General features: G+C 66.0%; 23 protein-coding genes. 12 read left to right on the top strand and 11 right to left on the bottom strand.

Annotation, left to right across the window (positions count from 1 at the left end):
• Window positions 1-29 precede the first annotated feature (29 nt).
• On the top strand, window positions 30-1,334 hold the full coding sequence (locus tag FEJ81_RS01075) for an MFS transporter (RefSeq protein ID WP_138243530.1): 1,305 nt from the start codon (window positions 30-32) through the stop codon (window positions 1,332-1,334).
• A gap of 98 nt (window positions 1,335-1,432) precedes the next feature.
• Window positions 1,433-2,245, top strand: a complete 813-nt coding sequence (gene pheA, locus FEJ81_RS01070; protein WP_138243529.1) for a prephenate dehydratase — start codon at window positions 1,433-1,435, stop codon at window positions 2,243-2,245.
• A 23-nt stretch (window positions 2,246-2,268) separates the two neighbouring features.
• Here the strand turns inward: pheA and FEJ81_RS22970 are convergent, their stop codons facing one another.
• Entirely contained in the window at window positions 2,269-2,427 is a 159-nt protein-coding gene (locus tag FEJ81_RS22970) for a hypothetical protein (RefSeq protein ID WP_175416333.1), read from the bottom strand.
• A gap of 452 nt (window positions 2,428-2,879) precedes the next feature.
• Between FEJ81_RS22970 and FEJ81_RS01065 the strand changes: the two genes are divergently transcribed.
• A complete protein-coding gene (locus FEJ81_RS01065) occupies window positions 2,880-3,335 on the top strand; it encodes a peroxiredoxin (protein WP_138243528.1) in 456 nt (151 codons plus the stop codon).
• Between the two features lie 63 nt (window positions 3,336-3,398).
• Complete coding sequence (locus FEJ81_RS01060) at window positions 3,399-3,818, top strand: Hsp20/alpha crystallin family protein (RefSeq protein WP_138243527.1); 420 nt, start codon at window positions 3,399-3,401, stop codon at window positions 3,816-3,818.
• Between the two features lie 39 nt (window positions 3,819-3,857).
• Here the strand turns inward: FEJ81_RS01060 and FEJ81_RS01055 are convergent, their stop codons facing one another.
• On the bottom strand, window positions 3,858-4,628 hold the full coding sequence (locus tag FEJ81_RS01055; protein WP_138243526.1) for an SDR family NAD(P)-dependent oxidoreductase: 771 nt from the start codon (window positions 4,626-4,628) through the stop codon (window positions 3,858-3,860).
• 63 nt (window positions 4,629-4,691) lie between these two features.
• Entirely contained in the window at window positions 4,692-5,165 is a 474-nt protein-coding gene (locus FEJ81_RS01050) for a hypothetical protein (protein ID WP_138243525.1), read from the bottom strand.
• Between the two features lie 131 nt (window positions 5,166-5,296).
• On the opposite strand from FEJ81_RS01050, the gene leuS reads away from it, so the two are divergent.
• The 5 genes from leuS to FEJ81_RS01025 all read left to right on the top strand — a co-directional run bounded on the left by leuS (window position 5,297) and on the right by FEJ81_RS01025 (window position 13,781).
• Complete coding sequence (gene leuS / locus FEJ81_RS01045; RefSeq protein WP_138243524.1) at window positions 5,297-7,945, top strand: leucine--tRNA ligase; 2,649 nt, start codon at window positions 5,297-5,299, stop codon at window positions 7,943-7,945.
• Window positions 7,946-8,243: 298 nt separating this feature from the next.
• Window positions 8,244-10,496, top strand: coding sequence for a methyl-accepting chemotaxis protein (locus FEJ81_RS01040; protein WP_138243523.1), 2,253 nt, complete (start codon window positions 8,244-8,246; stop codon window positions 10,494-10,496).
• On the top strand, window positions 10,493-11,254 hold the full coding sequence (locus FEJ81_RS01035; RefSeq protein WP_138243522.1) for a bacteriorhodopsin: 762 nt from the start codon (window positions 10,493-10,495) through the stop codon (window positions 11,252-11,254). Before FEJ81_RS01040 ends, FEJ81_RS01035 begins: the two co-directional genes overlap by 4 nt.
• Window positions 11,255-11,348: 94 nt before the next feature.
• Window positions 11,349-12,113: a YqjF family protein gene (locus FEJ81_RS01030; RefSeq protein ID WP_138243521.1), complete on the top strand. Its 765-nt coding sequence runs from the start codon at window positions 11,349-11,351 to the stop codon at window positions 12,111-12,113.
• A 171-nt stretch (window positions 12,114-12,284) separates the two neighbouring features.
• Complete coding sequence (locus FEJ81_RS01025) at window positions 12,285-13,781, top strand: sugar porter family MFS transporter (RefSeq protein ID WP_138243520.1); 1,497 nt, start codon at window positions 12,285-12,287, stop codon at window positions 13,779-13,781.
• Window positions 13,782-13,864: 83 nt separating this feature from the next.
• Here FEJ81_RS01025 and FEJ81_RS01020 read toward each other — a convergent pair whose 3' ends face one another.
• The 6 genes from FEJ81_RS01020 to rio1 form a co-directional block, all read right to left on the bottom strand.
• Window positions 13,865-14,857, bottom strand: a complete 993-nt coding sequence (locus FEJ81_RS01020) for an ornithine cyclodeaminase family protein (protein ID WP_138243519.1) — start codon at window positions 14,855-14,857, stop codon at window positions 13,865-13,867.
• Window positions 14,858-15,288: 431 nt separating this feature from the next.
• Complete coding sequence (gene thsA, locus FEJ81_RS01015) at window positions 15,289-16,950, bottom strand: thermosome subunit alpha (RefSeq protein ID WP_138246686.1); 1,662 nt, start codon at window positions 16,948-16,950, stop codon at window positions 15,289-15,291.
• A gap of 281 nt (window positions 16,951-17,231) precedes the next feature.
• Window positions 17,232-17,789, bottom strand: a complete 558-nt coding sequence (locus tag FEJ81_RS01010; RefSeq protein ID WP_138243518.1) for a KH domain-containing protein — start codon at window positions 17,787-17,789, stop codon at window positions 17,232-17,234.
• 104 nt (window positions 17,790-17,893) lie between these two features.
• Window positions 17,894-18,394 carry a metallophosphoesterase gene (locus tag FEJ81_RS01005; RefSeq protein ID WP_138243517.1) on the bottom strand — a complete coding sequence of 167 codons (501 nt, stop codon included), beginning with the start codon at window positions 18,392-18,394 and terminating at the stop codon, window positions 17,894-17,896.
• A gap of 74 nt (window positions 18,395-18,468) precedes the next feature.
• Window positions 18,469-19,692, bottom strand: a complete 1,224-nt coding sequence (locus FEJ81_RS01000) for a tryptophan--tRNA ligase (protein ID WP_138243516.1) — start codon at window positions 19,690-19,692, stop codon at window positions 18,469-18,471.
• A 223-nt stretch (window positions 19,693-19,915) separates the two neighbouring features.
• Window positions 19,916-20,791: a serine/threonine-protein kinase Rio1 gene (rio1, locus tag FEJ81_RS00995; protein WP_138243515.1), complete on the bottom strand. Its 876-nt coding sequence runs from the start codon at window positions 20,789-20,791 to the stop codon at window positions 19,916-19,918.
• Window positions 20,792-20,929: 138 nt separating this feature from the next.
• Here rio1 and arcD point away from each other — a divergent pair, with 138 nt between their 5' ends.
• The 3 genes from arcD to ligA all read left to right on the top strand — a co-directional run bounded on the left by arcD (window position 20,930) and on the right by ligA (window position 25,153).
• Window positions 20,930-22,396, top strand: a complete 1,467-nt coding sequence (gene arcD / locus FEJ81_RS00990; protein WP_138243514.1) for an arginine/ornithine antiporter ArcD — start codon at window positions 20,930-20,932, stop codon at window positions 22,394-22,396.
• A 173-nt stretch (window positions 22,397-22,569) separates the two neighbouring features.
• The gene (locus FEJ81_RS00985) at window positions 22,570-22,959 is read left to right on the top strand and encodes a 2Fe-2S iron-sulfur cluster-binding protein (protein ID WP_138243513.1); all 390 of its coding nucleotides are present in this window, start codon (window positions 22,570-22,572) and stop codon (window positions 22,957-22,959) included.
• Between the two features lie 88 nt (window positions 22,960-23,047).
• Complete coding sequence (ligA, locus tag FEJ81_RS00980; protein ID WP_138243512.1) at window positions 23,048-25,153, top strand: NAD-dependent DNA ligase LigA; 2,106 nt, start codon at window positions 23,048-23,050, stop codon at window positions 25,151-25,153.
• A gap of 115 nt (window positions 25,154-25,268) precedes the next feature.
• Here the strand turns inward: ligA and FEJ81_RS00975 are convergent, their stop codons facing one another.
• Together FEJ81_RS00975 and FEJ81_RS00970 are read right to left on the bottom strand one after the other, a co-directional pair.
• A complete protein-coding gene (locus FEJ81_RS00975) occupies window positions 25,269-25,790 on the bottom strand; it encodes a GNAT family N-acetyltransferase (protein ID WP_138243511.1) in 522 nt (173 codons plus the stop codon).
• A 104-nt stretch (window positions 25,791-25,894) separates the two neighbouring features.
• Window positions 25,895-26,191: an SUI1 family translation initiation factor gene (locus tag FEJ81_RS00970; protein WP_138243510.1), complete on the bottom strand. Its 297-nt coding sequence runs from the start codon at window positions 26,189-26,191 to the stop codon at window positions 25,895-25,897.
• Window positions 26,192-26,364: the final 173 nt, after the last annotated feature.

Below are 26,364 nucleotides of genomic sequence, written 5' to 3'. Positions count from 1 at the left end.
GGCATCCGGGGTGACTGGTCGTGATCAAGATGACCAAGTGGCGGACGCTGGTGCTGGCGACGATCGGATTCAACTTCTCGTTCCTGATCTGGTTCTCCTTCGCCCCCTTTACCGGCCCGATGGCCGACGAGTTCGGCCTCTCAGTGGCCGAACTCGGCCTGCTGGCCAGCGCGAACATCTGGCTGGCCCCGTTCGGTCGGATCCTGACCGGCTGGCTCTCCGACCGCTGGGGCGCGCCGACGGTGTTCGCGATCGTGTTAGCGTACGTCGGCGTGTTCTCGATCGCGTCGGCGTTCGCGCAGTCGTACACCGTCTTCTTCGTCGAGCGGATGATCGTCGCGACGGCGGGGATCACGTTCGTCATCGGCATCCAGCACGTCTCCGAGTGGTTCGAGGAGGGTGAACTGGGAACCGCCGAAGGGGTCTACGCCGGCATCGGCAACGCCGGCGCGGCCGGCGGAGCGCTCATCCTCCCCCGCGTGTTCGGCGAGAGCTGGAGCGGCCCCCTCTTCGAGAGCAACTGGCGGGCCGCGTTCTTCTACACCGGAATCGTCTCGATCCTGCTCGCGATCACCTACTTCGTGCTCGGCGAGGCCGCGAAGAGCGAGGAGAAACGGCAGGCGACCAAGGCGAGCGCGAATCTCAGAGACTGGCTCTACACCGCCACGCGCTACGGAACCGTCGTGCTCGCGCTGGCCTACGTGATGAGCTTCGGCCTCGAGCTCTCGATGAACGGCTGGCTCGCGACCTACTACCGCGAAGGGTTCAACACGAACAACCTCGTGCTCGCGAGCACGTTCGCCGCGACGTTCTCCGTCGCGGCCGGCCTGTTGCGACCGATCGGCGGCTACGTCAGCGACCTGCTGGCCCGCAAGGAGAAGAACATCCTGCCGATCTTCACCGGCAGATACCGCGAGCAGTGGACGTTCGTCTCGCTGTGTTTCATCGTCGTCGCGATGGTCGGCATGACCCTGGCCGGCCTGACCGGCGAGGTCATGCTGGCCGTCGGGGCCGGCTTCGTCGTCGGGATGGGCTGTGCGTTCGCCGAGGGCGCGATCTTCGCGCAGGTTCCGGCCATGTTCCCCAACAGTTCGGGGAGCGTTGCCGGCGTCGTCGGCGGCGTCGGTACCGTCGGCGGGATCGTCTACCCGCTCGTCTACGCCGCGCCGCTGATGCCGAGTCTGCACACCGGCTACTCCGTCGTCGCGGCGACGATGCTCCCCATCGTCCTCCTGTGCGCGTGGGTCTTCCAGCCCCACGTCGCCGAGCGGGCGACCTCAGGTGGCTGGCTCGTCTCGAGCGAGCGTCCGTCCGGCGCGCCGACCGACGACTGAGACGGACTGCGACCGATCGCGGCCGCACCGATCGACGGTCGATCCGCGCGTCGGAAAACCCGACGGTCTTTTGACCCGTTCCCTGCTATCGTCGGGTAATGACTGCAGTTACGCTCGGACCCGAAGGGACCTACTCTCACAGAGCGGCGAGCGCGATCGCCGACGACGACGAGATCGACTTCCGGCAGTCGGTCACGGCGATCGTCGACGCCGTCGCGAGCGGCGAGTACGACCGCGGCGTCATCCCGATCGAGAACAGTATCGAGGGCAGCGTTACCGAGAGCCTCGACGCCGTCGCCGACTATGAGGTCGCCGTCGTCCGCGAGATCGTCACCCCGATCAGGCACGCCTTACTCGCGCAGGGTCCGGAGTTCGACACCGTCGCCAGCCACTCGCAGGCGCTGGCCCAGTGTCGGTCCTACCTCGACCGCGAGTACCCCGGCGCCACCCTAGAGGCCGTCGCGAGCACGGCACAGGGCGTCGAGTTCGCCCGCGACGATCCCTCGGTCGCGGGGATCGGCCACCCGGCGAACGCGAGTGGCGACCTCGAGGTGTTAGCCGAGGACATTCAGGATCAGGACTCGAACGCGACGCGCTTTTTCGCGCTCGCGCCCGCCGACGAACGCTCGACGGGCGGCGGGAAAACCTCGCTCGTGGTCTACCCGAACGCGAACTACCCCGGATTGCTGCTCGAGTTGCTCGAGCCGTTCGCGGACCGGGACATCAACCTGACCCGCGTCGAATCGCGGCCGAGCGGCCAGCGGCTGGGCGATTACGTCTTCCACATCGACTTCGAGGCCGGGCTCTACGAGTCGCGGACGGCGGACGCGATCGCTGATCTCGAGGACCTCGCGGAGAACGGCTGGGTCCGGCGGCTCGGCTCGTACGATACCGAACACGTCGTCGAGTAAGTGCGGTCGCTCGAAACGGAGCGTCAATCGGTCGTCGCGGCGTTCTCGCGGCCGATCCACGTACGGATGCGGTCGGCGTACGTCGCCGCGCCGAGCCCCGCGACGAACGAGAGGAAACTCGGGACGAGAATCCAGAGAAGATTGGGGTGCTCCGAACCGGTGTGAAGGACGGTGTCGATCATACTCGAAGCAATCGGCACGACGGGTATAAGAGAACCGGATTTGGCAGGACTCTCCATTACCGACTCGAGACGGTACGGCTATCACGGCGTCGAAGTCCGGGTGCGAGAATCGAACCACGCCGAGACGTGCTCGCTTCGCTGCGCGCGACTCGTCTGATTCGATCTCGCTGTCCGGCGTTTCCGCTCTCGTTTTACTCGTCGCGAAAAAGTCCGGGTGCGAGAATCGAACTACGCGTCTCAGCCGCACAGGCTGAAGGATAGGCCACTACCCCAACCCGGACACGAGCACGCTGCACTCACGGCTACGACGGCAGATCTATAATAAGTTCGGAGACTCCTCACGAGCTGTAAATCACGGCGAAGTACTTGAGGCGCGAACGGAGCAGACTACCCGGCCGATGGCGAGGCGACCGACCGCAACTTGTTTTTCCTCGTCTCCCGGTACCACGAGTATGGTACTCGCTGCGGGCGACGACGCGCCGACCGTGACCGCGCCGAATCAGGACGGCGACGCCGTCAGCCCCGACTTCGAGGAGCCGACGGTCCTCTACTTCTATCCGCGGGACGACACGCCCGGCTGTACGATCGAGGCGAACCAGTTCCAGCGCGAGCGCGAGACGTATCTGGACGCCGGCGTCGACGTCTACGGCGTCTCGACGGACGACGTCGACTCCCATCGGTCCTTCTGTGACTCGGAGGGCCTCGAGTTCGACCTGCTCGCGGACCCCGACGGGGAGGTCGCCGAGGCCTTCGACGTCGAACTGCGAGACGGCGCGACCGCGCGGACGACGTTCCTGCTGGCCGACGGCGAGGTCAAAGCCGTCTACGAGGGCGTCGATCCGGACGGCCACGCGCGCGAGGTCTTGCTCGATGCGCTCGAGGACGGCCTCGTGACCCTCCCCGAGTAGTCGATATCTTCTGTCGTCACGCTGCGGGCAGAATTTATCCCCGTCGGGCTCCTACGACCGAGTATGCGACGCAATCCGTTCGACAACATCGAGGAAATGCTCGACCGCGTCAGCCGTCAGGTCGAGGAGGGAATGACCGCCGGTGGCCTGCAGGTCCCCGGGTCGGTCCCGGTCGACGTCGCCGACACGGACGAGGAGTACGTCGTCACGGCCGACCTGCCCGGCTACGAGACCGACGACATCGAACTGACGCTGTCGAACGGCACGCTCCGCCTCGAGGCCAACCGGACCGACGCGGACGACTACGCCGAGGGGCGCTATATCCGGCGCGAGCGGACCGAAACCTCGGCGAGCCGGCGGATCCGCCTCCCGGAACCGGTCGACGAGGAGGAAGTCGCAGCCGGCTTCGAGAACGGCGTGTTGACGGTGCGGCTACCGAAGGTGTCGAGCGGTGAGGACTCGCGACAGATCGACATCGAGTAGTTCGACCGGACTGGACCGCCGCTCGAGCCGGTAATCCGACTAGTACCACGCCCCGCCCGAGGAGACGTTGATATCCTGTCCGGTGACGTGTTGCGATGCCGAACTCGCGAGGTGGACGGCCACCTCGGCTACTTCCTCGGGCGGGACGAGATCGTCGATCATGAGACTCTCGAGCACCTCGTCCTCGACGGCCTCGACGGGGACATCCGCTTCCTCGGCCTGTCGCTCGAAGACGCCCCGGATCCGATCGCCCTCGACCGGGCCGGGACAGATTGCGTTGACGGTGACGCCGTCGTCGCCGAACTCGGCGGCCAGCGCCCGGGTCAGCCCGATCACGCCCATCTTCGAGGCGGCGTAGGGCGTCCGGTTCGCGTACGGTCGCTTACCGCCGATCGAGGAGATGTTGACGACGCTCCCCCGCTCTGACTCGCGCAGGTGTGGTGCCGCCGCGCGCGTAACGCGGGCGATCCCGACGACGTTGACGTCCAGCGTCTCGAGCCACTCGCCGTCGGTCGTTTCCTCGATCGGCGCGGTCGGGCCGGCGATCCCCGCGTTGTTCACGAGACAGTCCAGTCCGCCGAAGGTCTCGACGGTCTCGTCGATAGCGTCGGCGACCGATTCGGTATCGGTTACGTCGGTCTCGACGGCCAGCGTCCGCTCGGGCGCGTCGATCGCGTCCGCGGTTTCGTGGATGCCGTCGCTCCGGGCTGCGAGAACGACGTTCGCGCCCGCATCGGCGAACGCGACGGCGATTTCGCGGCCGAGACCCTGACTCGCTCCCGTGACGAAGACAGTGGAATCTGCTACCATGACTCGAGAGTTGCGGGGACGAGGATAAAACGTTCCGCCCACGCGTCGCGGGCCTCGTCGACGTTAGAACTCGAGGCGTGCGTCGATCGATTCGACGGTGGCATCGACGGCCCCGGGAAGGTCGTCGGGGCGGTCGCCGCCCCGTTTCGGCGGCTCGAGGGGGAGTTCGACGGGGTGATACGCGAACCGCTCGACGGCTCGGGCCGCAATCGCGCCGACGAACTCGGCGTTTGCCCGCTTCGAGGAGACGCCGCCCGAGGCGAGGTCGTAGTACTCGGTAAAGCAGTGACAGACGGTGATCGAATCGTACTCGTCGAGCAGCCCCGCCTCGAGGTGGCGAAACAGCTTCGCCGCGTTGTCGGCGGGATCGGCCCGCCGCCACTCGAGTTCGATGAGCGCGAGATTCGAGTCGCCGATCCCCGCGACGTCGACGGGCGTTCCGGCGAGTCGGTGTTCGACGCGCCACTCGAGGCCGGGGCGGCGCTCGGCGAACGCGTCGCGGAGGCGTTCTTGGGTCTCGCGTGCGAGTTCGCCCACGAGCTCGAGCTGGGGGCGGGTCGCCGTAAGCGTTGCTCTCGAGAGACCGGCGCTGGAGCCGTTCGACGGCCCGGTGGGCCGCGGTATGGAAAGGTATAGGGTGGCGTCCCGCCCTAGAGGTATATAAGCAAATGAGCGACGCGGGATACGACCACGCGACGGTCGAACGGCGCTGGCAAGAGGCGTGGGACGATGCGGACGTCTATCGGACGCCCGACGACGTCGAGGATCCGACGTACGTCCTCGGGATGTACCCGTACCCCTCGGGCAAACTCCACATGGGTCACGTCCGTAATTACACCATTACGGACGCGTACGCCCGCTACCGCCGGATGCGCGGCGACGACGTCCTTCACCCGATGGGGTGGGACGCGTTCGGCCTCCCCGCTGAGAACGCGGCCAAAGAGCGCGACACGAACCCGCGCGACTGGACCATCGACTGCATCGAGACCATGACCGATCAGATGGAGTCGATGGGGTTTGGCTACGACTGGGACCGAGAGATCACCACCTGTACACCCGACTACTACCAGTGGAACCAGTGGCTCTTCTCCCGATTCCACGAGGAAGGGTTGGTCGAGCGCCGCGACGCCGAAGTCAACTGGTGTCCCCACTGCGAGACGGTGTTGGCAGACGAGCAGGTTGAGGGCGAAGCCGAACTCTGCTGGCGCTGTGACACCCCCGTCGAACAGCGCGAACTCGAGCAGTGGTTCCTGAAGATCACCGAGTACGCAGACGAGTTGCTCGAGGACATCGACGACTTGGAGGGGTGGCCCAACTCGGTGCGCCAGATGCAGCGCAACTGGATCGGCCGGCAGGAGGGGACGGAACTCGAGTTCAGCATCGACGGCTACGGTTCGGTCGAAGCCTTCACCACCCGCGTCGACACCATCCACGGCGCGACCTTCTTCGCGCTCGCACCCGACCACCCGATCAGCGAGGAGTTGGCGGAAGAAGACGCCGACGTTCGGCACTTCATCGAGGCGGAAGCCGACCCCGAGGGCGACGAGCCCAACGGCGTCGAGACGGGCCTGACCGCGACGAATCCCGTCACCGGCGAGGAAATTCCCGTCTACGTCGCGGACTTCGTCCTCTCGGACGTCGGGACCGGCGCGCTGATGGCCGTTCCCGGCCACGACGAGCGCGACCACGCGTTCGCCGAGAAACACGGTATCGACATCGTCCCCGTCATCGCCCCCGAACCCGAGGGCGACGAGGAGCCGACCGCACCCGACGTAGCGGAAGGCGCCTACACGGAAGACGGCGTCCTGATCAACTCCGGCGAGTACGACGGCCTCGACAGCGAGACCGCCCGCGATCGCCTGACCGAAGACATCGACAGCGCCGAGTGGACCGAGCAGTATCAGCTCCGCGACTGGGGAATTTCCCGCCAGCGCTACTGGGGAACGCCGATTCCGGTGATCCACTGCGACGACTGCGGTCCCGTGATGGTGCCCGAGGAAGACCTGCCGGTCGAACTGCCGGAGTTCATCAACACCACCGGGAATCCGCTGGACGCCGCCGAGGAGTGGAAGCAGACGACCTGTCCGGACTGCGGCGGCGATGCGACCCGCGAGACGGACACGATGGACACCTTCGTCGACTCCTCGTGGTACTTCCTGCGGTACGTCTCGCCCGGACTGGACGAGGCCCCGTTCGACCGCGAGCAGGCCAACGACTGGATGCCGGTCGACCAGTACGTCGGTGGCATCGAACACGCCGTGATGCACCTGCTGTACTCCCGCTTTTTCACGAAGGTCCTGGCGGACCACGAGGGACTCGAGCACCGCGAGCCGTTCACGAACCTGCTGGCACAGGGGATGGTCCAACTTGAGGGCGAGAAGATGTCCAAGTCGAAGGGCAACGTCGTCTCCCCCCAGCGGATCGTCGAGGAGTACGGCGCCGACACCGCACGGCTGTTCATGATGCAGGCCGCCCAGCCCGAGCGGGACTTCGACTGGAGCGAGGAGGGCGTTCGATCGACCTACGCCTTCCTCGACCGGTTGAAGGGGATGGTCGAGGGCTATATCGCCGACGAGCCCGACGGCGACGACGACGCGATCGCGAGCTACGTCGACGCAGAGATCGACGCGACGATCGCTATCGCCAGCGGCGAGTACGACGAGCTGACGTTCAACAAGGCGCTGCGCGAGACCCAGGATCTCGTTCGAACGCTCCGGCAGTACGCGGAGTACACCGACCCCCACGCCGAGACGTACGAGCGCGGGCTGTCGGCCGTCGTCCGACTGCTCTCGCCGGTCGCACCGCACCTCACCGAAGAACTCTACGAGACGCTCGGCAACGACGGGTTCGTCGCCGAGGCCGAGTGGCCGACCGCCGAGGTCGACCGCGACTACGTCGCCAAACGCCGTCGGCTGGTCGCGAACACCCGCGAGGACATCCGCGACATCGTCGAGGTCGCCGGGATCGAGGATCCGAACGCGATCGACGTCGTCATCGCGCCCGACTGGAAGTACGACGCCCTCGAGATCGCGATCGAGAGCGACGCCGACAACCTGATCGGCGAACTCATGCAGGAGTCACACATCCGCGACCAGGGCGACGCGGCCGCCGATTACGGACAGGACCTGCAGGCAGAGCGGGAAGCGCTCTCGATGACGCTCGGTCCGGAGGCCGAACACGCGGCCCTTGAGTCCGCCGCGTGGCTGATCGAACGCGAGTTCGACGCGCCGGTTCGCGTCGTCCGAGCCGAGGACGCCGACGAGGACGTGCTCGCGAACGCTGAGCCCGGTCGGCCAGCGATCGAGATCGACGACTGAGCCCGTTCCTCGGCGACCCCGGGATCGACGGCTTCTCCCGAATCGGATCGGGTCGATCACGGCGAGTCGCTCCGACCGTGCCGGTATCACTCGCCCGGAAACAGAATTATCGTTTATTTTTCATACTTGTCGCCGAACAGAGGTCCGGTTGCTACCACCTGTCGGCAGCACTCAGACGAGGCAGCGATTAATTATCAGCTGTGATAGTCACTCCAACCGATACATTCAATTGGCGCGGGTGACCACGGATAACGAAGGCGTCGGGCAGCCTCGCGCTACCCACCCGCCGTTTGACACTATGGCACTCGAGGACTATCTCCCTGATCGGCTCAGAGAAACGTACAGTGTAAAGATCGGTCTCATTTTCCTGCTGGTCGCCGTGATGACGATCGCCGTCTCCGCGCTCTTCTTGGGACACGTCTCGGGCACGGTCGGCCCGGCCGCGGAAGACCACTTCAGCGATCGCACCGACGACCGGAGCGACGTCGCAGCGAACTGGCTCGAGACGACGGCCGAAACGGCGAACGGGCTCGCCGCGGACGCGACCGTCCGAGCGGGAACGGACGACGAGATCAGCGATCGACTCGCGACGGCCCAGTCGACTCGCGGGGATCGGATCGCTGAAATTCACTATCTCGACGGCGACGGCGAGATACGCGCGAGCAGCGCGGACGGCGCGGTCGACAGGAACTTCTTCGAGACGGCCGGTGTGCAGGGCGCGACCGACGGCCCCCGCACCCACGACGCGGTCGGGAGCGGGGACTCGGTGCTCTCGTTCGTCTCGAGCGTCGAGGGCGAAGACGAGCGATACGTCGCCGTTTCGGCCCCCACGAGCGCGTTCGCGTCCGTTCTCGAGACCGACGGCGACTCGCGTCGAACGGTCGTCACGAACGCCGACGGCGAGACGATCGCGGCGGTCGGCGAGGAGGCCCCGGTCGGCGACGACGCCGTCCTCGCCGCGGTCACACCGGATTCGGACGGGGTCGCGACCGGCACCCCCGACGGCTCGGAGACGGAGTTCGCGGGGACGGCGGCGACGATCGACAGCGGCGGCGAGTCGCTGACGGTCACGACCTACGATACCGCGGCGGCCGTCTACGGGCCACAGGGGACCGCGACCTCGTCGGTGCTTGCACTACTGCTGATCTTCATCCTCCATCTCGGGCTCGTCGGCGTCGTTCTCGGCGGCAACATCTCGTTGAACCTCCGTCGGCTCGCGTCCAAGGCCGAGCGGATGGGGAACGGCGACCTCGAGGTCGACCTCGAGACGGACCGGATCGACGAGGTCGGGACGCTCTACGGCTCCTTCGACTCGATGCGGAACTCGCTCATGGAGACGCTCTCCGATCTCGAGAAGGAACGCGAACGCGCTCGCGAGGCCCAACAGCAGACCGAGAAGTACAACCGTAAACTCGAGGCCGAGGCCGAACGCTACAGCGAGGTCATGTCGGCGTGTGCCGACGGCGACCTCGAGAACCGCCTCGAGCCCGAGACGGACCACGAGGCGATGGTCTCGATCGCCGAGGCGTTCAACGAGATGATCGCCGATCTGGAGGAGACGGTCGGGCAGGTCAAGGCGATCTCGGCGGAGGTCGCCCGGACGAGTACCGAGGTCCAGAGCAGTTCCGACGAGATCCGACGAGCGAGCGAGGAGGTCAGTTCGTCGGTCCAGGAGATTTCGGACGGGTCCTCGAAGCAGGCCGAGGACCTGTCGGTCGCGACGACCGAGGTCAAGGAGATGTCGGCGACCGTCGAGGAGGTCGCTGCCGCGACGAGTACCATCGCCGAACAGACCGGACAGGTCGGCGAACTGGCCACGGACGGGAAGCGGGCGGCCGAGGAGACGACCGCGGAGATGCACGCGGCGAGCGAACGGACGGAAGCGCTCGCGGAGACGATCCGCTCGCTGGACGAGGAGGCCGAACAGATCCAAGAGATCGTCGAACTGATCGACGAGATCGCCGGCCAGACCAACATGCTCGCGTTGAACGCGGCCATCGAGTCCGCGCGATCCGAGAGCGCCTCGAGCGAGAGCGGTGGGTTCCAGGCCGTCGCCGACGAGGTCAAGGAACTCGCAGAGCAGACCCAGACGGCAGTCGAAGACGTCGAAACAATGATCGAATCGATACAGCAGCGGGCGACGAAGAGCGCGACGCAGATCGAGGAGACCGAATCGACGATCGGGTCGGCGACCGACCGGGTCGACTCCCTCACGGACAAACTCGAACGGATCGAGACGGAGATCGAACAGGTAACGGCCGGCGTCCAGGAGATCGATCAGGCGACCGACGAACAGGCCAGCTCCGCGGAGGAGTTGGCGACGATCGTCCAGGACGTCGCGAGCGTCGCCGACGAGACGACGTCGCAGGCCCAGCAGGTCGCGGCGGCCGCCGAGGAGACGACCGCGACGATTACGGACGTCTCCGACGAGGCGACCCGACTCGACGAGCGGGCCGCGGATCTGGCCGACGCCGTCGACGAGTTCACCGTCGCGGCGACGCCGACCGGTGCGACTACGACTCCCGTCGGACAGGGAGGTGACGCGCGATGATCCCCGAACTCCAACTCTACCGCTTCGCGTTCTACGCGATGGCGGCTGCGACCGTCGGCTTCCTCGCGTGGATCGCCCGGATGCCGGCGGGGAAACGGCGGTACTACCTTCCGGCGCCGATCGTCACCGGGACGCTCGCGCTCTCGAACGTCGGGATGTCGCTCGAGCTGTTCCGAATCACGACGGCGGGAGGACAGCCGATTCCGATGACCCGATACATCGACTATCTGGTCGCGACGGTCATCATGGTCGTCGTCGCCGGCCGAATCGCCGGAGCCACCCGTCGGCAATTGGCCGCGGTCTCCGTCCTGACCGTGACGTGGGTCGGCTCGACGGCCGTCCGGTATTTCATCGAGGGGTCGTTGAGTACGGCCGCGATGGGCGTCACGTTCGCCTCGCTCGGGGCTCTCATGTACCTGATGATCTGGCCGATTACGACACGCTCCGGCCAGCAGAGCGGCGAACGAGTGCTCCTCTTCGGGAAGCTCCGGAACCTGCTCCTGTTGCTCTGGGTCTTCTACCTGGTCATGGGATTCGTCTCGCGGCAGGGACTGGGACTGCTCGACGCCTTCGGCGGAATCTTCGTCACGGCGTACATCGACGCCCTCACCCGGATCGGGTTCGGCGTCCTGTTACTCCGGGCAACCGACGCCGTCGATCAGGTGATCGCGGCGACCGAGTCGTCCGATGGAGACGACGGCTCGGACGGCGTCACCCTCGAGAAGACCGACGGGACCGCGGTCGATCCGGCGGACTGACGACGCCGGCCGAAACACCATCGGATCTGACAGCAGACTATCTATTTTATACGCCGGCTCGTCGTAGGGTCCGGACAGCAACTGTTGGTCGAGGATGAACGCACAACGTACGGATCCCTTCCGATGGTCGTTCGCAGACGGGTCGTCGCCGAAAGCACCACACGTCGCCTCGATGATATGGCGAGACGGGTTGTTCGTCCACTGGCCGGTCGATCCCGACGACCTCCGGCCCCACGTCCCCGGACAGGTGACCCTCGAGACTCGAGACGGCCGCGCGTGGCTGAGCGTGCTCCCGTTCGTGCTCACGAACGTAGGGCTCCGGGGGACGCCGTCGATCACCCGGCTCGCCTTTCCCGAACTCAACGTCCGGACCTACGTCCGGTATCGCGGCGATCCCGGCCTGTTTTTCTTCAGCATCGACATCGGGAACTCGCTCGTCGCGACGAGCGTCGGTCGAACGACCAGATTACCCGTCTATCGCGCCAAGATGCGCGTCGGAGCCACCGAGGATAATCACGTCGCCTTCGAAAGCGAGCGCCGATCGAGTGAGTCGGCGGGCGATACCGCCGCCCGGTTCGCTGCGACCTACTGCCCGAACGGCGAGGTCTTCACCGCCGAGCCGAACACGCTCGAGCACTGGCTCACGGCTCGTCGCCGGTTCTACGCTCCGGAAGCCGACGGCGTCCTGACCGGCGAGATCGCCCACGATCCGTGGCCGCTCCAGCCGGCCGCGGTGACGATCCACGAGAACACGCTGTTCGAGGCCAACGGCCTGCCGACGCCGACCGGCGATCCGGTCGTCCACTACGCCGACGAACTGTCGATGACGGGCTCGATTCCGCGCCGAATCGGAACGTAACCGAGTCTCGGTGAGAGGCCTGTACGACCGATTTCGACGCGGTAATACCGGCCAGACACCGGAAAGCCGCCGAGACTTTCCGTGCGGGAGAGCGTCGACTCCGGCTACGACGGACGCATATCGTTAGATTTGTTAACTACAGTGTGAGACAATAATTTACACAGAGTAGCAATGTCTACGACACACTCAGGAACGACCGGCAGCGGCCGGAATTCGTTCGTCTACGTCGTCGCGGCCTTGGCCGCACTCAACGGGTTACTGTTCGGATTCGACACCGGCGTTATCTCCGGCGCGATGTTGTACATCCGGAACACGTTCGAACTGACGACGGTGTTTGGCGTGTCGATGAACGCCTCGTTCGTCGAGGGGATCGTCGTCAGCGGCGCAATGATCGGTGCAATCGTCGGCGCGGCCCTCGGCGGTCGGCTCGCCGATCGGCTCGGTCGGCGACGGCTCATCCTCGTCGGTGCCGTCATCTTCTTCGTCGGGTCGTTCATCATGGCGATCGCCCCGACCGTCGAGATCCTGATCGTCGGTCGAATCGTCGACGGGATCGGCGTGGGCTTCGCGTCGGTCGTCGGACCGCTGTACATCTCGGAGATCTCACCGCCCAAGATCCGCGGCTCGCTGGTTTCGCTGAATCAACTGACGATCACCAGCGGTATCCTCATCGCCTACCTCGTGAACTACGCGTTTTCCAGCGCCCAACTGTGGCGCTGGGTCGGCCTCGGAACGGTCCCTGAGGAGGTGTTCGCAAGCGGCGGCGGGTGGCGCTGGATGCTCGGTCTCGGCATGGTCCCCGCGACCGTCCTGTTCCTCGGAATGCTGTTCATGCCGGAGAGTCCCCGGTGGCTCTACGAGCACGGACGCGAATCGGACGCCCGCGAGGTGCTGGCAACCACTCGCGTCGAGAGCCACGTCGAGGACGAACTCCGCGAGATCAAGCAGACGGTACGCACCGAGTCCGGGACGCTGCAGGACCTGTTCGAGCCGTGGGTGCGGCCGATGCTGATCGTCGGCGTCGGGCTCGCGGCGTTCCAGCAGGTCACCGGTATCAACACGGTCATGTACTACGCGCCGACGATCCTCGAGTCGACCGGCTTCGCTGACACCGCCTCGATCCTCGCGACCGTGGGAATCGGTGCCGTCAACGTCGTCATGACCGTCGTCGCAGTGTTCCTGATGGACCGCTCCGGCCGCCGTCCGCTGTTGCTGACCGGACTGGCCGGAATGACCGTCATGCTCGCCGTCCTCGGAATCGTGTTCTACCTGCCCGGCCTCTCGGGTGCGATCGGCTGGGTCGCGACCGGGAGCCTGATGCTGTACGTCGCCTTCTTCGCGATCGGACTCGGCCCGGTCTTCTGGCTAATGATCTCCGAGATCTACCCGATGGAGGTCCGCGGGACGGCGATGGGCGTCGTCACCGTCGTCAACTGGGCCGGCAACCTGATCGTCTCGCTGACCTTCCTCCGACTGGTCGACGGCATCGGCCAGACCGGCACGTTCTGGCTCTACGGCGTGCTCTCGCTGTTCGCGCTCGTCTTCTGTTACCGGCTCGTCCCCGAAACGAAAGGGCGGTCGCTCGAGGAAATCGAAGCCGACCTCCGCGAAACGGCGTTCGGTAGCGAGACCAGCGAACGGTCCCCCGCCGTCGAGACGGACGACTAACGGCCGAGAAAAACCGCGTTCCGTATTTTTCGCGAGACGACACTCGGGATTCGGCGCTGGTCGCAGACCGGCGGTCGGAACCGTTACTGGTCGGTGTCGATCATCCCGAAGTCGTATCCGGAATCGGTCTCGCGAGCGTTTTCGTAGACCACGCGGGCGGCCGCGACATCCTGAATGGCGAGCCCGGTCGAGTCGAAGACGGAGACGCCCGTCTCCTCCGTTCGACCCGCTTTCGCACCGACGACGAGTTCGCCGATTTCGCCGTGGATGTCCGCGTCGGTCAGGGCCCCCTCGCCGTAAGGGACGTTGATCTCGCCGGAGTGAGTACACTGCTCGTGATCGTCGATCACGATCCGCGCCGCACCCAGTAGGTCGTCGCTCAGTTCGTGTTTCCCCGCCGCGTCGGCCCCGATCGCGTTGATGTGCGTCTGCTCGCCGACATCCTCGAGTCCCACGATCGGGTCCTCGACCGGCGTCACGGTCGACAAGACGTCGCAGTGACCCGCCTCCGAAATCGAGCCGCCGCGAACGTCGAACCGGTCCTCGTAGCTCTCGACGAACCGCCGGACGCGGTCCTCGTCGGGGTCCGAGACGACGACCTCCTCGATCGGCCGCACCTCGCTGATCGCCTCGAGTTGGGTGTACGACTGAACCCCGGCTCCGACGAGTCCGAGCGTCGTGGCGTCCTCGACGGCCAGATAGTCGGTGGCGACGGCCGCCGCGGCACCCGTTCGTTTCATCGTGAGCGTCGTCCCGTCCATGATGGCAAGCGGGAACGCGGTCTCGGGGTCGGAGTAGATCATCGTCCCCAGCACGGTCGGCAGCCCGTGATCCTCGGGGTTGTCGGGGTGGACGTTGACCCACTTGATCCCGGCGGCGTCCCAGTCGCCCGTATCGAGGTACGCCGGCATCGACCGGAAGTCGCCGTTGTACTGTGGGAGGTCGATGTACGATTTCGCGGGCATCTGCGTGGTCCCGCGCTCGAAGGCCCCGAAGGCCTCCTCGACCGCGTCGATGACGGCCGCGAGCGCGGCGTGCTCGTCGACGTCGTCGCTGTCCAGAAGGAGCGTGTTCATACCCGCGAATATTGCGGGCTCGCACTTAGTTCGTCGTGACTCGACGGCAGCGTGGGATACGGGACCGTCCGATACATGCTACGCTATCACTGCTCACGGGGACTCGAGCCAGTCTCAGAATCGTACGCTCTGCTCACTCGAGAGGAATCGAAGCGACGCGAAACGGCAAAAAGCAAAGATGGGCCGACTCGAAACGGCGGAGACGGTAGCTGGAGCGGTGATGTACGACGACTCCCACCGCGAGGGCCGCAGGCCCGAGCGGGCCGACGACCGATGTGGAGGCCCCGAAGGGGCCGAAACGGAGGGAGGAGTGCTTTTAATCGAATTTTTGCCGAGGGCCAGCTTGCTGGCCCGTGGTTCGAAAGGCGCGAAGCGCCTTTCGTCATCACGAGAGAGCTTTGCTCTCTCGAACGACAGAGCAAAACTTCGTTTTACATCATGCCGCCCATGCCGCCGCCCATACCGCCCATGCCGCCGCCCATACCACCGCCGCCCGGCGGCATCTCTTCGTCATCGTCGTCGTGGGAGACCGCGAGGTCGCCCGCGGCGATGACGTCGTCGATGCGCAGCAGCATTACGGCCGCCTCGGTGGCGGACTCGATAGCTTGGGTCTTCACGCGGAGCGGCTCGTAGACGCCCTCGGCGTCCATGTCGATGGTGTCGCCGGTGTAGGCGTCGAGGCCGGCACCCGTGTCGCCGCCGTCGTGGGCACTGCGGAGTTCGACCAGCGAGTCGATGGGATCGAGGCCCGCGTTCTCGGCCAGCGTGCGCGGGATGACCTCGAGCGCGTCGGCGAAGGCTTCGACGGCGAGCTGCTCGCGGCCGCCGACGGAGTCGGCGTAGTCACGGAGCGCGAGCGAGAGGTCGATCTCGGGCGCGCCGCCGCCGGCGAGGACCTTGCCGTCCTCGATGGTCGTTCGGACGACGCCCAGCGAGTCCTCGACGGCGCGGTCGATCTCGTCGATGACGTGCTCGGTGCCACCGCGGAGGATCAGGGTGACGGCCTGTGCGTCGTCGACGTCCTCGACGAAGATGCGCTGGTCGCCGGCGATCTCCTTCTGGGCGACGCTGCCGGCGACGCCGAGGTCGTCCTCGGTCAGGTCGTCAACGCTCGAGACCGTCGTTGCGCCGGTCGCGCGTGCGAGCTGACCCTGGTCGCTGGACTTGACGCGGCGGACGGCGATGATGCCCTCCTGTGCGAGGTAGTGCTGGGCCATGTCGTCGATGCCGCCGTCGACGAAGACGACGTCAGCACCGACGTCGGCGATCTGCTCGGCCATCTCTCGCAGCTGGGCCTCTTCCTGCTCGAGGAACTGCTCGAGCTGGTCGGGGTCGGTGACGTTGACCTCGGCGTCGATCTCGGTCTCCTTGATCTCGAGGTCGCCGCCGATGATCGCGACGTTGGCGTCCTCGGCGAAGTACGGCATGTTCTCGGAGACGCGCTCCTTGTCGACGATGACGCCCTCGACGAGCTCGGAGTTCTCGATGGAGCCGCCGACGACCTTCTCGACTTTGATGTTGTCCGTGTCGACGCCGTCGTCGTCGGAGACCGCGCGAACGGCCTCGACGATGAGCTCGGAGAGCAGGTCCTTGGCGTTCTCCGCGCCCTTGCCGGTCATCGCCGTCGCGGCGATCTGCTCGAGGATCTCGGTGTCGTCCTCGTCGACATCGATGGCGATTTCCTCGAGGGCCTCGGTGGCCTCTTCGGCGGCCTCTCGGTATCCCTGTGCGAGGGTGGTCGCGTGGATGTCCTGGTCCAGCAGGTTCTCGGCCTGACTGAGGAGTTCGCCGGCGATGACGACCGCGCTGGTGGTGCCGTCACCGACTTCCTCTTCCTGGGTCTCGGCGACTTCGACGATCATGTCGGCCGCGGGATGGTCGATCTCCATCTCCGAGAGCAGGGTGACACCGTCGTTGGTGACGATGACGTTGCCCGAGGAGTCGACGAGCATCTTGTCCATCCCCTTCGGGCCGAGGGTCGTCCGAACCGATTCGGCGACCGCCTTCCCGGCCTGCACGTTCATCGACTGCGCGTCCTCCCCGGAGGTGCGCTGGCTGTCCTCCGAGAGTACGATAAGGGGCTGGTTGCCCATCTGCTGTTGAGCCATAGTCACTCGAGGGATTGTTTGCTATTCTATATAAATCTTACCCTATTGAATAGGTAGGGGCGCTAGAGGTGGCCCCTGTCGTGCGTTTTCGAACCGGTGGCTGTTCGGGTATTTATACTTGCACTGTGTGAGAACCACCGCACAGATGACGTGTCGGCGGGGATTCGAACGGGTTCAGCTATCGGTCGAAAAGCGGTTCACACGGCGACTCCTCCGAGCGCGGGAGAAGACGGTCGACGGAGCAGAAATCGGGGCGAACAGACGGATCAGGACTGACCGCCGGGGAACCGGTGGTACTCCATTCCCTTGTGTTTCATCTCGTTGTGCTTCTCCTCGAGGAAGGAGTAGACCGCGCCGTGGGGCGCGCCGTCGAGCAGCATCTCGGCGGCGCTGCGGACGACGTCGACCTCCTGTGGCGCGCCGATGACACCGAGCGTCGAGCCGTAGATGACGACATCGGCACCGGTCAGTTCCTCCATCAGTTCCCGGGTCCGGCCGCCCTCGCCGATGAGCCGGCCCTTCTTGCGTTTCATGTCGGTCTTGTTGCGCGAGGCGGCGTCGATGTCGACCACGTCGAACAACATCATGTCGTCCTCGAGCAGTCGCAGGGCGTCCTCCGGTGCGAAGCCTCGGCCGATGGCGCGGACGATCTCGGGGCCTTTGAGGCCGAGTACGGGATCGCCGACGGTTTCGACGGCGACGGAGCCGTTCTCCGAGTCGATGTCGAGTCGCACTTCGGCTTCCGCCTCGATCTCGCGCATCGTCTCGCCTCCTTCACCGATGAGAACGCCGATGCGGTCCTGCGGAATCTTCACGTGCTGCATACAGTCCGGTACTCGCTGGTCGAGGTTAAGCGCTTGGTCCGCGAGTACCGGGTGTTCCGTGGCACCGTCACACGCGTCTCGAGGCGCGGCGCGGTCGAAGCCCGCTACTCGCGGACCGAACGGAACCGCACCGACTCCGAGCGGGTGTCGACGATCGCGACCGTTCGATCCGCCTCGGACGCCAGCACGTGCGCACCGGGATTGAGTACCGTCGTCCGCCCGTCCTCCGACAGTTCGCGCTCGTGGTGGTGTCCGTAACAGACGAAATCGTAGCTGTCGCCGGCCGCGATCGCCGCGACCTCCGCCTTACTCTCGCCGTGGAGAACTGCGAACGAGAGCCCGTCGAACTCGAGGTCGGCGAAGCGGCCGTGGAGTCGGCTCTCGTCGCCGAGCCGGTCGAACGCCGCCTGGATGTTCGCGACGTCGCCGTCGTTGTTCCCGAGGACGCCGTGGAGTTCGAACCCCTCGAAGTAATCGATCATCAGGGGTGCGACGAAATCGCCGCAGTGAACGACGATCTCGACGCCCTCCTCGGCGAAGACCTCGGTCGCCCGTTCGATGGCTTCGACGTTATCGTGAGTGTCGGAGACGATGCCGATGTTCATACGCGTTCGCGTGGGAGCGAGCCACTAAGGCGTTCGGGGAACGCCGATTCGGGAGACACTGCGCGATCGAACGGCTATCGATCGAGTCCCGTCGGCACGCCGGCCCGCTCGAGCGCCCGCTGCCGCTCTCCGTCCGTCAGTCGGTAGGGCTCGAGTTCGGCCTCGATCGATCCCAGTTCTTCGCGCCGGCGCTGGTGATCGGCGAGAAACGCTGTAATTCGCTCGATCGCGAGTTCCTTCAACTCCCCGCTGAGCAGGTCGCCAGACCGGTAGTCGGCCGCGATGCGCTCGAGTTCGGCGTCGTCGGGTTCGAAGAAGTATCGGAGGTACTGGAAGGGGACGTCGACGGTCGGGTCACCGCCCTTCTCGCGGTGTTCCTCGATGGTTGCCCGGCCGCCGGTGTAGGCGTGGGTCCGAATCGTCTCGGCGACCGTTTCGGGATCGGCGGTGAGTTCGATCGACGGTGCGTCGCCGGAGGAACTCATTTTGCCCGGTCCCTCGAGACTCGGGAGGAACCGGCCGAGCAGCGCACCCGGCTTTTCGACCGGCAGCGCCTCCTTTGCGGCGACATCGCGACAGACGCGGACGTGAGGGTCCTGATCAATGGCGATGGGGACCAGCGTCGGCTGCCGGCCCGCGACGAGTTGCGGGAGCAGGAGGTGAGTCGCCTGCACGGCGGGATAGAACTGTAGGCCGACGGTGTCCTGCTCGCCGTAAACGGCCTCGACCGTAGCCGGCGTGAGGTGCTTCGCGAGGCGGACCGCGATCGGGTAGACCACGTCCGCGTCGGCGGTGTCGACGACGATCCGCGTCCGGTCGGGATCGAAGCCGACGGCGAGGATATCGCGCAGGTTCTCGCGGGTGTGCTCGCCGATGGCGTCGAACGACTGGTCCTTCGCGAGGAACTTCTCGTCGTCGGAGAGCGGGATATAGACCGTCGCGCCGGTCTTCCGCTGGAACCGCTTCGCGAGGTACAGCGGGAGGACGTGGCCCAGATGCATCGGTCCCGAGGGGCCGCGACCGGTGACGATCGCGTGCGGATCGCCGGCCGCGGCGGCCTCGAGGTACTCGTCGATGTCTCGGCCCGCGTAGAACGTCCGCCGTCTGAGCAGCGGGTGGTCGGGGAAGCGTTCGATCTGCTCGTCGGTGAGCCGGTCGGCCCCGAACCGCTCGAGCAGTTTCTCGTAGTCGATCTCACCGTCGACGGCGTAGGGAGTGACGGTGAACTGGTCAGCGGGCGAACTCGAATCCGTGCGTGTCGTTTCGGTGGTATCTGCGGTTTCGCGTGAGTCTGTCATTCGTGTCTCGGAGTCGACTGCAGCGGCTGGAAGACGATTCAAACGGAAAACGAGCGAAGGGAGCGCCACCGCCGCGGTCGCCGGGTTAGGCCGCGTCGTCCGCCGCGACGACACTGTCCGCTCTCGAGAGGGGCTGCCAGCGCCACTGCCACTCGAGAGCGGAGATCACTGTCCGCCCATTTTCAGTCGGTGGTAAAGAAGATTTCGGGGATCGCCTCGAGAATCAGTCTCGAGACGGGTCCGGTTCCGGACTCGTGACGAACTCGAGGAGGTCGTCCTCGGTCACCTCGAGGCCTTGCCGGGAGAAGAAACTCGCGACGTTTCGGCAGTCCCGCTCGAGGAACTCGCGGCTGTTGGGGTGGTGGACGGTGACGGCCTGTCCGAGGTCGATGAAGACGAGTTGGCCCTCGTCCTCGTCGAAGACGACGTTGTACTCGCTCAGGTCGCCGTGGATCAGGCCGGCCGAGTAGAGCCGGCGCATGTACTCGCGCATGACCTCGTAGGCGGTCTGGGGGTTCTCGATCTGGACCTCGCCGAGCCGCTTCGCGCGGCCGTCTTCGGTTCCGATGTACTCCATGACCAGCACGTTGCGCTCGGTCGCGATCGGTTCCGGTACCCGCACGCCGGCCGCTTTCGCGCGCTCTAAGTTCGCCAGTTCCTTTTTCGTCCACGCGAGGACGACGTCTTTCTTCTTCCCGCCCAGTCCCTCGAATCGGGGATCGCCCTCGAGATAGTCACGCATCTGCCGGAAGTTCGAGGCGTTGATTCGGTAGATCTTGACCGCGACCTCGCGGTCGTCGCCCAGCGCGTGGTAGACGTTGGCCTCCTTGCCCGTCGAGAGCGGCCCACCGAAGGCCTCGACGTAGCCGTCCTGGACGAGCTTGTACAACGCCGCGAAGGTCGCGTCGTCGAACACCGACTGCTCGACCTTGAACTGCTCGGCGTCTTTGATCCGCTCCTCGAACTGCTCGAACTCGCGGTCGCGTTTGCGGGCGATCCGGTCCGCCTCGGTGTCCGAGACGTCGATCTCCTCCCACTCGTCGCCCGGGGTATCGGCTTCCTCGAGGTCGACCAGTCCGAACTCCGTTCCCTGTCCCATCTACTCGGTCGTAGGCTCTCCGACGGGTAAAGTACTGGGTCTGGTCGCCGGCTCGGTTCGGTCGCTGCGACGCCGGAAGTCGACCGGCGAATGACGGTTTATTTATACCCGCTGTCGCAAACTCGGGTCGACCCGAACATGGGACTGGATTTCACACCGAAGACCTACGACGAAATCCCAGAGGACAAGCAGCCGTCGTTGGGGGAAGCGCTCGTCCCCATCACGGGAATGCTCTTGTTCCTCTCGGTCGGGATGATTTGGCTCGATATGGACCCGCAGATGCCGCTGCTGTGGGGGATCGCCTTCGCGGGACTGTTCGGACGGTACTACTTCGGCTACTCGTGGGGCGACCTCTACGACGGGATCGGGCGCAGTATTCTGACCGGGCTTCAAGCCATTCTCATCCTGTTCGTCATCTACATGCTCATCTCGTCGTGGATCGATTCCGGGACGATCCCGACGCTCATGTACTACGGGCTGGAGTTCCTGTCGCCGCGGATATTCCTCCCCTTTACCGTCGTCCTCTCGGCGGTCGTCGCCTTCGCGATCGGGTCGTCGTGGACGACGGCTGGGACCCTCGGCGTCGCGATGATCGGGATCGGCTCCGGGCTCGGGATTTCGGAGGCGATGACGGCCGGCGCCGTCCTGTCGGGAGCCTACACCGGCGACAAGAACTCGCCGCTTTCCGACACCACGAACCTCGCCGCCGCGGTGACGAACACGGACCTGATGGATCACATCCGCGCGATGCGTCCCGGGACCGCGATCTCCTTTGTGATCTCGCTGCTCCTGTTCGTCGTCTTGGGCCTGAGCGCGAGCGGGACGATCCCCGCCGGCCGCGTCGCCGAGATTCAAGGCGGACTCTCGAGTAGCTACGTCATCTCGCCGATCACCTTCGTCCCGCTGATCATCACGTTCGCGCTCGCGCTGTATGGCTTCCCGGCGTTGCCGTCGCTCGGAGCCGGTATCTTCGCCGGCGTCGCGGTCAGTACCACGCTGCAGGGCGTCGGCTTCGCCGCCGCATGGGAAACCATCCACTTCGGGACCGGCCCCGAAACAGGAGTCGACCTTACGGACGAACTGCTCGCGAGCGGCGGCCTCGAGGGCTCCGTGTGGGTGATCTCGATCGTCGTCGCCGCGCTGGCGCTGGGCGGGATTTTGCAGGAAACCGGCGTGCTGGCGGCGATCGCGTACCATATCGGCCGGGCCGTCAGCAGCGTCGCCGGACTGACCGCCGGGACGGCCGTGGGGACGGTCGCGATGAACTTCCTCGCCGCGGAGCAGTACATGGCGATCGTCGTGCCCGGCATGACGCTGCAGAACCTGTACGACGAGTACAACCTCGACAGCCGGAACCTCTCGCGGGCGGTCGAAGCGTCGGGGACGACGACATCGGCGTTCGTGCCGTGGGGCTCGGGCGGCGCCTTCATGGCCTCGGCGCTCGGCGTACCGGTGATCGAGTACGCCCCGTACTACTTCTTCGGGATCCTCTCGCCGCTGGTCCTGATCCTGATGGGGGCAACCGGTTGGGGAATCGTCTACACGGAAGACACCGACCGGGACGCCGCCGAGACAACGGGCGAATCGACGCCAACCGTGGACTGAGACCGCTCGCCGGATCGCGGTCGCCCCGTTTTAGACGGAGAACCACACCGGTCACACGGTGATCGTGTTTCGCGTCTCACCCGTGGCTCGCGCGCACGGACTTTTGCCGTCGCGGACCGTACCCACGCTATGATCGACCGATCCGAACGACGAGCGCGGCCGACGGGGGGACGATGACGGACTACGACGTAACCCTCGAGTGGGCCGACGGCCGGACCGAGTCGGTCGTCGTCGCCGAGGACGAGACGGTCCTCGAGGCGGCCCAGCGGGACCGCATCCGGCTTCCGTACGACTGCCGGGCCGGAACCTGCATCACCTGCGTCGGCCGACTGGTCGCGCTCGAGGACGGAGACGGCGACCGCGATGAGAACGGAGCGGACGAACCGAACGAACCGATCGACGCCGCGGAGGGATTCACGTACCGGCGGTCGCCGCAGGCGCTGACCGAGCAGGAAGGGGCGGACGGCTACGTCCTGTTGTGTATCGCATCGCCGCGAGCCGACTGCCGCATCGAGGTCGGGCCGCGAGTCCGCGCCGAAGTCGGTGACAGTCCGTGGGCGTAGGCCCCCGCCGGCACGCGGGATTCGGGCCGAAGCAACTGCAGTAACGTTAACGGCTCCGCGGGGCAAGCCCCGAGCAAGACCGATATCGATGTCGCTCACACACGAGACTGCAGACGAGGACAACCCGTATCTCCGGGACCCGCCGACCGATTTCGCGCCGCTCGAGGAACTCTCGGCGGCCGAGGCCGAACGGCAGGTCGAACTGCTCCGGGAGGCGATCCGCGAGCACGACCGCCGGTACTACGTCGAGAGCGAGCCGCTGATCGCCGACCGCACGTACGACGCGCTCTTCGCCCGACTGCGCGACCTCGAGGACGCGTTCGATCTCTCCCATCCCGACAGCCCCACGCGAAGCGTCGGCGGCGAGCCCATCGAGGCGTTCGACACGGTCGAGCACGTCGCGCCGATGCTGTCGATCGACAACAGCGGCGAGGAAGACGACGTCCGGGAGTTCGACGAGCGGGTGCGCCGCGAGTTACGCGCCAGCGGGCACGCGGGCGACGTTCGGTACGTCTGCGAGCCCAAGTTCGACGGCGTCTCGATGGAGTTCGTCTACGAGGAGGGCAGCTTAGAGCGGGCGGTCACCCGCGGGGACGGCCGCGAGGGCGACGACGTGACCCGCAACGCTCGCACGATCGGCTCGGTGCCCCAGCACCTCCACGGCGACTACCCCGAGACCCTCGCGGTGCGAGGCGAGGTCTACATGCCCAAAGACGAGTTCCAGAGACACAACCGCGAGCGAATCGAGCGCGGCGAGGATCCCTTCGCGAACCCGCGCAACGCGACCGCCGGCACGATCCGCCAACTCGATCCCTCGGTCGTCGCCGAGCGCCCGCTCGCGGTCTTCTACTTCGACGTACTTGCGGCCAGCGAACTCGAGGACACCCATCGAGAGGAACTCGAGCGCTTCCCCGAGTTCGGACTGCGGACGAACGACCGCGTCGAAGTGGTCGACGACATCGACGGTGCGATCGACTACCGCAATCGCCTGCTCGAGGCCCGCGACGAACTGGACTACGAGATCGACGGCGTCGTGATCAAGGTCGACGACCGCGAGGCCCGCGAGGAACTCGGGCGGACGGCGCGCCACGACCGCTGGGCGTTCGCCTACAAGTTCCCCGCCCGCGCGGAGGTCACCCCGATCGCCGACGTCGCGGTACAGGTCGGCCGAACGGGTCGGCTGACCCCCGTCGCCCTGCTCGAGCCGGTCGACGTGGGCGGCGTCACCGTCTCGCGGGCGAGTCTACACAACCCCGACGAGATCGAGGCGAAGAACGTCAACGTCGGCGACACCGTCCGCGTGCAGCGCGCGGGCGACGTGATCCCCTACGTCGAGGAGGTCGTCGAGAAGGGCAGCGAGGGCCACTACGAACTGCCGGAGACGTGTCCCGTCTGCGACAGCCCCGTCGAGCGCGACGGCCCGATCGCGTTCTGCACCGGCGGCCTCGGCTGCGACGCCCAGCTCCGGCGGTCGATCGAGTACTACGCCGGCGACGACGGCCTCGATCTCGAGGGACTGGGCGAGAAGAGCGTCCGTCAGCTCGTCGAGGCCGGCCTGCTCGAGACCGTCGCGGACCTCTACGAACTCGATCGGGAGGCCCTCACCGACCTCGAGGGCTGGGGCGAGACCAGCGCCGAGAACCTGCTCGCGGAGATCGACGCCAGCCGCGATCCGCCCCTGCCCGACTTTCTCTCCGCGCTGGGCATCCCCCACGTCGGCCCGACGACGGCCCGCGAACTCGCCCGCGAGTTCGGCACCTTCGAGGCCGTCCGCGAGGCCGCCGAGGACGAGCCCGACCGGCTCGAGGGCGTCGACGACGTCGGTGAGACCGTCGCCGAGACGATCCACGAGTTCTTCGCGAGCGAGGCCAACGCCGCCGTGGTCGACGACGTGCTCGAGCACGTCTCCCCGCAGGAAGTCGCAGTCGATACCGACACCGGCGGCGAACTCGAGGGGCTCACGTTCGTTTTCACCGGCTCGCTCGCCGAGATGACCAGAGGCGAGGCACAAGATCTCGTCGAAACCCACGGCGCGAACGCGACAGGTAGCGTCTCCGGGAACACGGATTACCTCGTCGCCGGCGAAAACCCGGGCGCAACGAAACGACAGGATGCGGAAGACAACGACGTGCCGATCCTCGACGAGAGCGAGTTCCGGGTGCTGCTCGCGGACCACGGGATCGACCTCGAGTAGCGAGTATCGGGCGAATCGGGACACCCGGAGCCGAGGCGATAGTTCAACAGCGCGGCAGACAGTTCAGCGGCCCGGAGACAGTTCGACAGCGCGGCAGACAGTTCAGCGGCCCGGATTACAACTCGAGCGTGTAGACCGCCTCGGGGTAGAAGTCGCCGTCGGTTTCGACCTCGCCCTCGTCCGTCTGTTCGAAGCCGAGTCCCTCGTAGAAGGCGCGGCTGGCGTCGTTGAACGCGAAGTCGATCGACCGAATTCGCTCGATATCATAGGCCTCGAGTTCGGCGATCAGTCGCTCGTGGAGTTGCGATCCGATGCCCTCGCCCTGCCGGTCCGGGCGGACGTACATCCGGAGAATGTCGGCTTTATCGCCCTGTGCGACCGCGTGGGTGAAGCCGACGACCTCGTCGTTGTCAGCGGCGTTACCGCTTCGTTCCGAGGCGCGTTGCGCCTCGCGCTCTTCCGCAACGAGAACGATCGTCCCCGGAGCCTCGAGCGGCATCGAATCGTCAGTGTACCAGTCGTCGACCGTCCGGTCGATCACGTCCGCCTCGAGTTCGTCGTAAGTGTCGTGCCACGTGGCGCGAGCGACGGCCGTGATCGCCTCGAAGTCGTCGGTCGTGGCGGGTCGAACGTGCATACGTCATTATCGAACGTGGAACATAAATAGCCCGTTGCCCGAAGCGACCGATTCGGCGGCGAACGTTCCTCGAGCGGCGGCGAGCGGGGCAGGCCGTCCCGTCTTCACTCGCGAACGTCGAATCCCCGGTCCCGGAGCAGATCCGGGACGCGGTCGCGGTGGTCGCCCTGCAGTTCGATCCGGCCCTCGTCGACCGTGCCGCCCGTCCCGAGCGAACTCTTGAGGTCCGAGGCGGTCGATTCGATCTCGGATTTCGTGAGGTCGAAGCCCTCGATGATCGTCACCGGCTTGTCGTACCGGCGGCTCTCGGTCCGGATCGATAACACCTGCTGGGAGGTCTCGAGGTCGCCCTGACTGTCGAGTTCGTCGAGCAAGTCGTCGAGGTCGTCTTCGTCTGCCATATTCACACATGGATCAGGCCGGGGGATAGCCCTGTCCTTGCCTTCGCAACGGTCGCGTTACACGCCGGCCTCGGTGACGCCTCGAGAACCGGACTGGTGCCCGCTACTGCAGTGGCGCGCGCTGTGTTGCGGTTCGCCCTCGGCGAACCGCAGAACAAAGCCGTGCGAGGGAT

Origin of the sequence: Natrinema versiforme, from assembly GCF_005576615.1 — an archaeon.
In the GTDB taxonomy this organism is placed as follows: Archaea; Halobacteriota; Halobacteria; order Halobacteriales; family Natrialbaceae; genus Natrinema; species Natrinema versiforme_A.
Note: the sequence above shows the minus strand (reverse complement) of the source record. Positions and strands in the feature narration are given on the sequence as shown.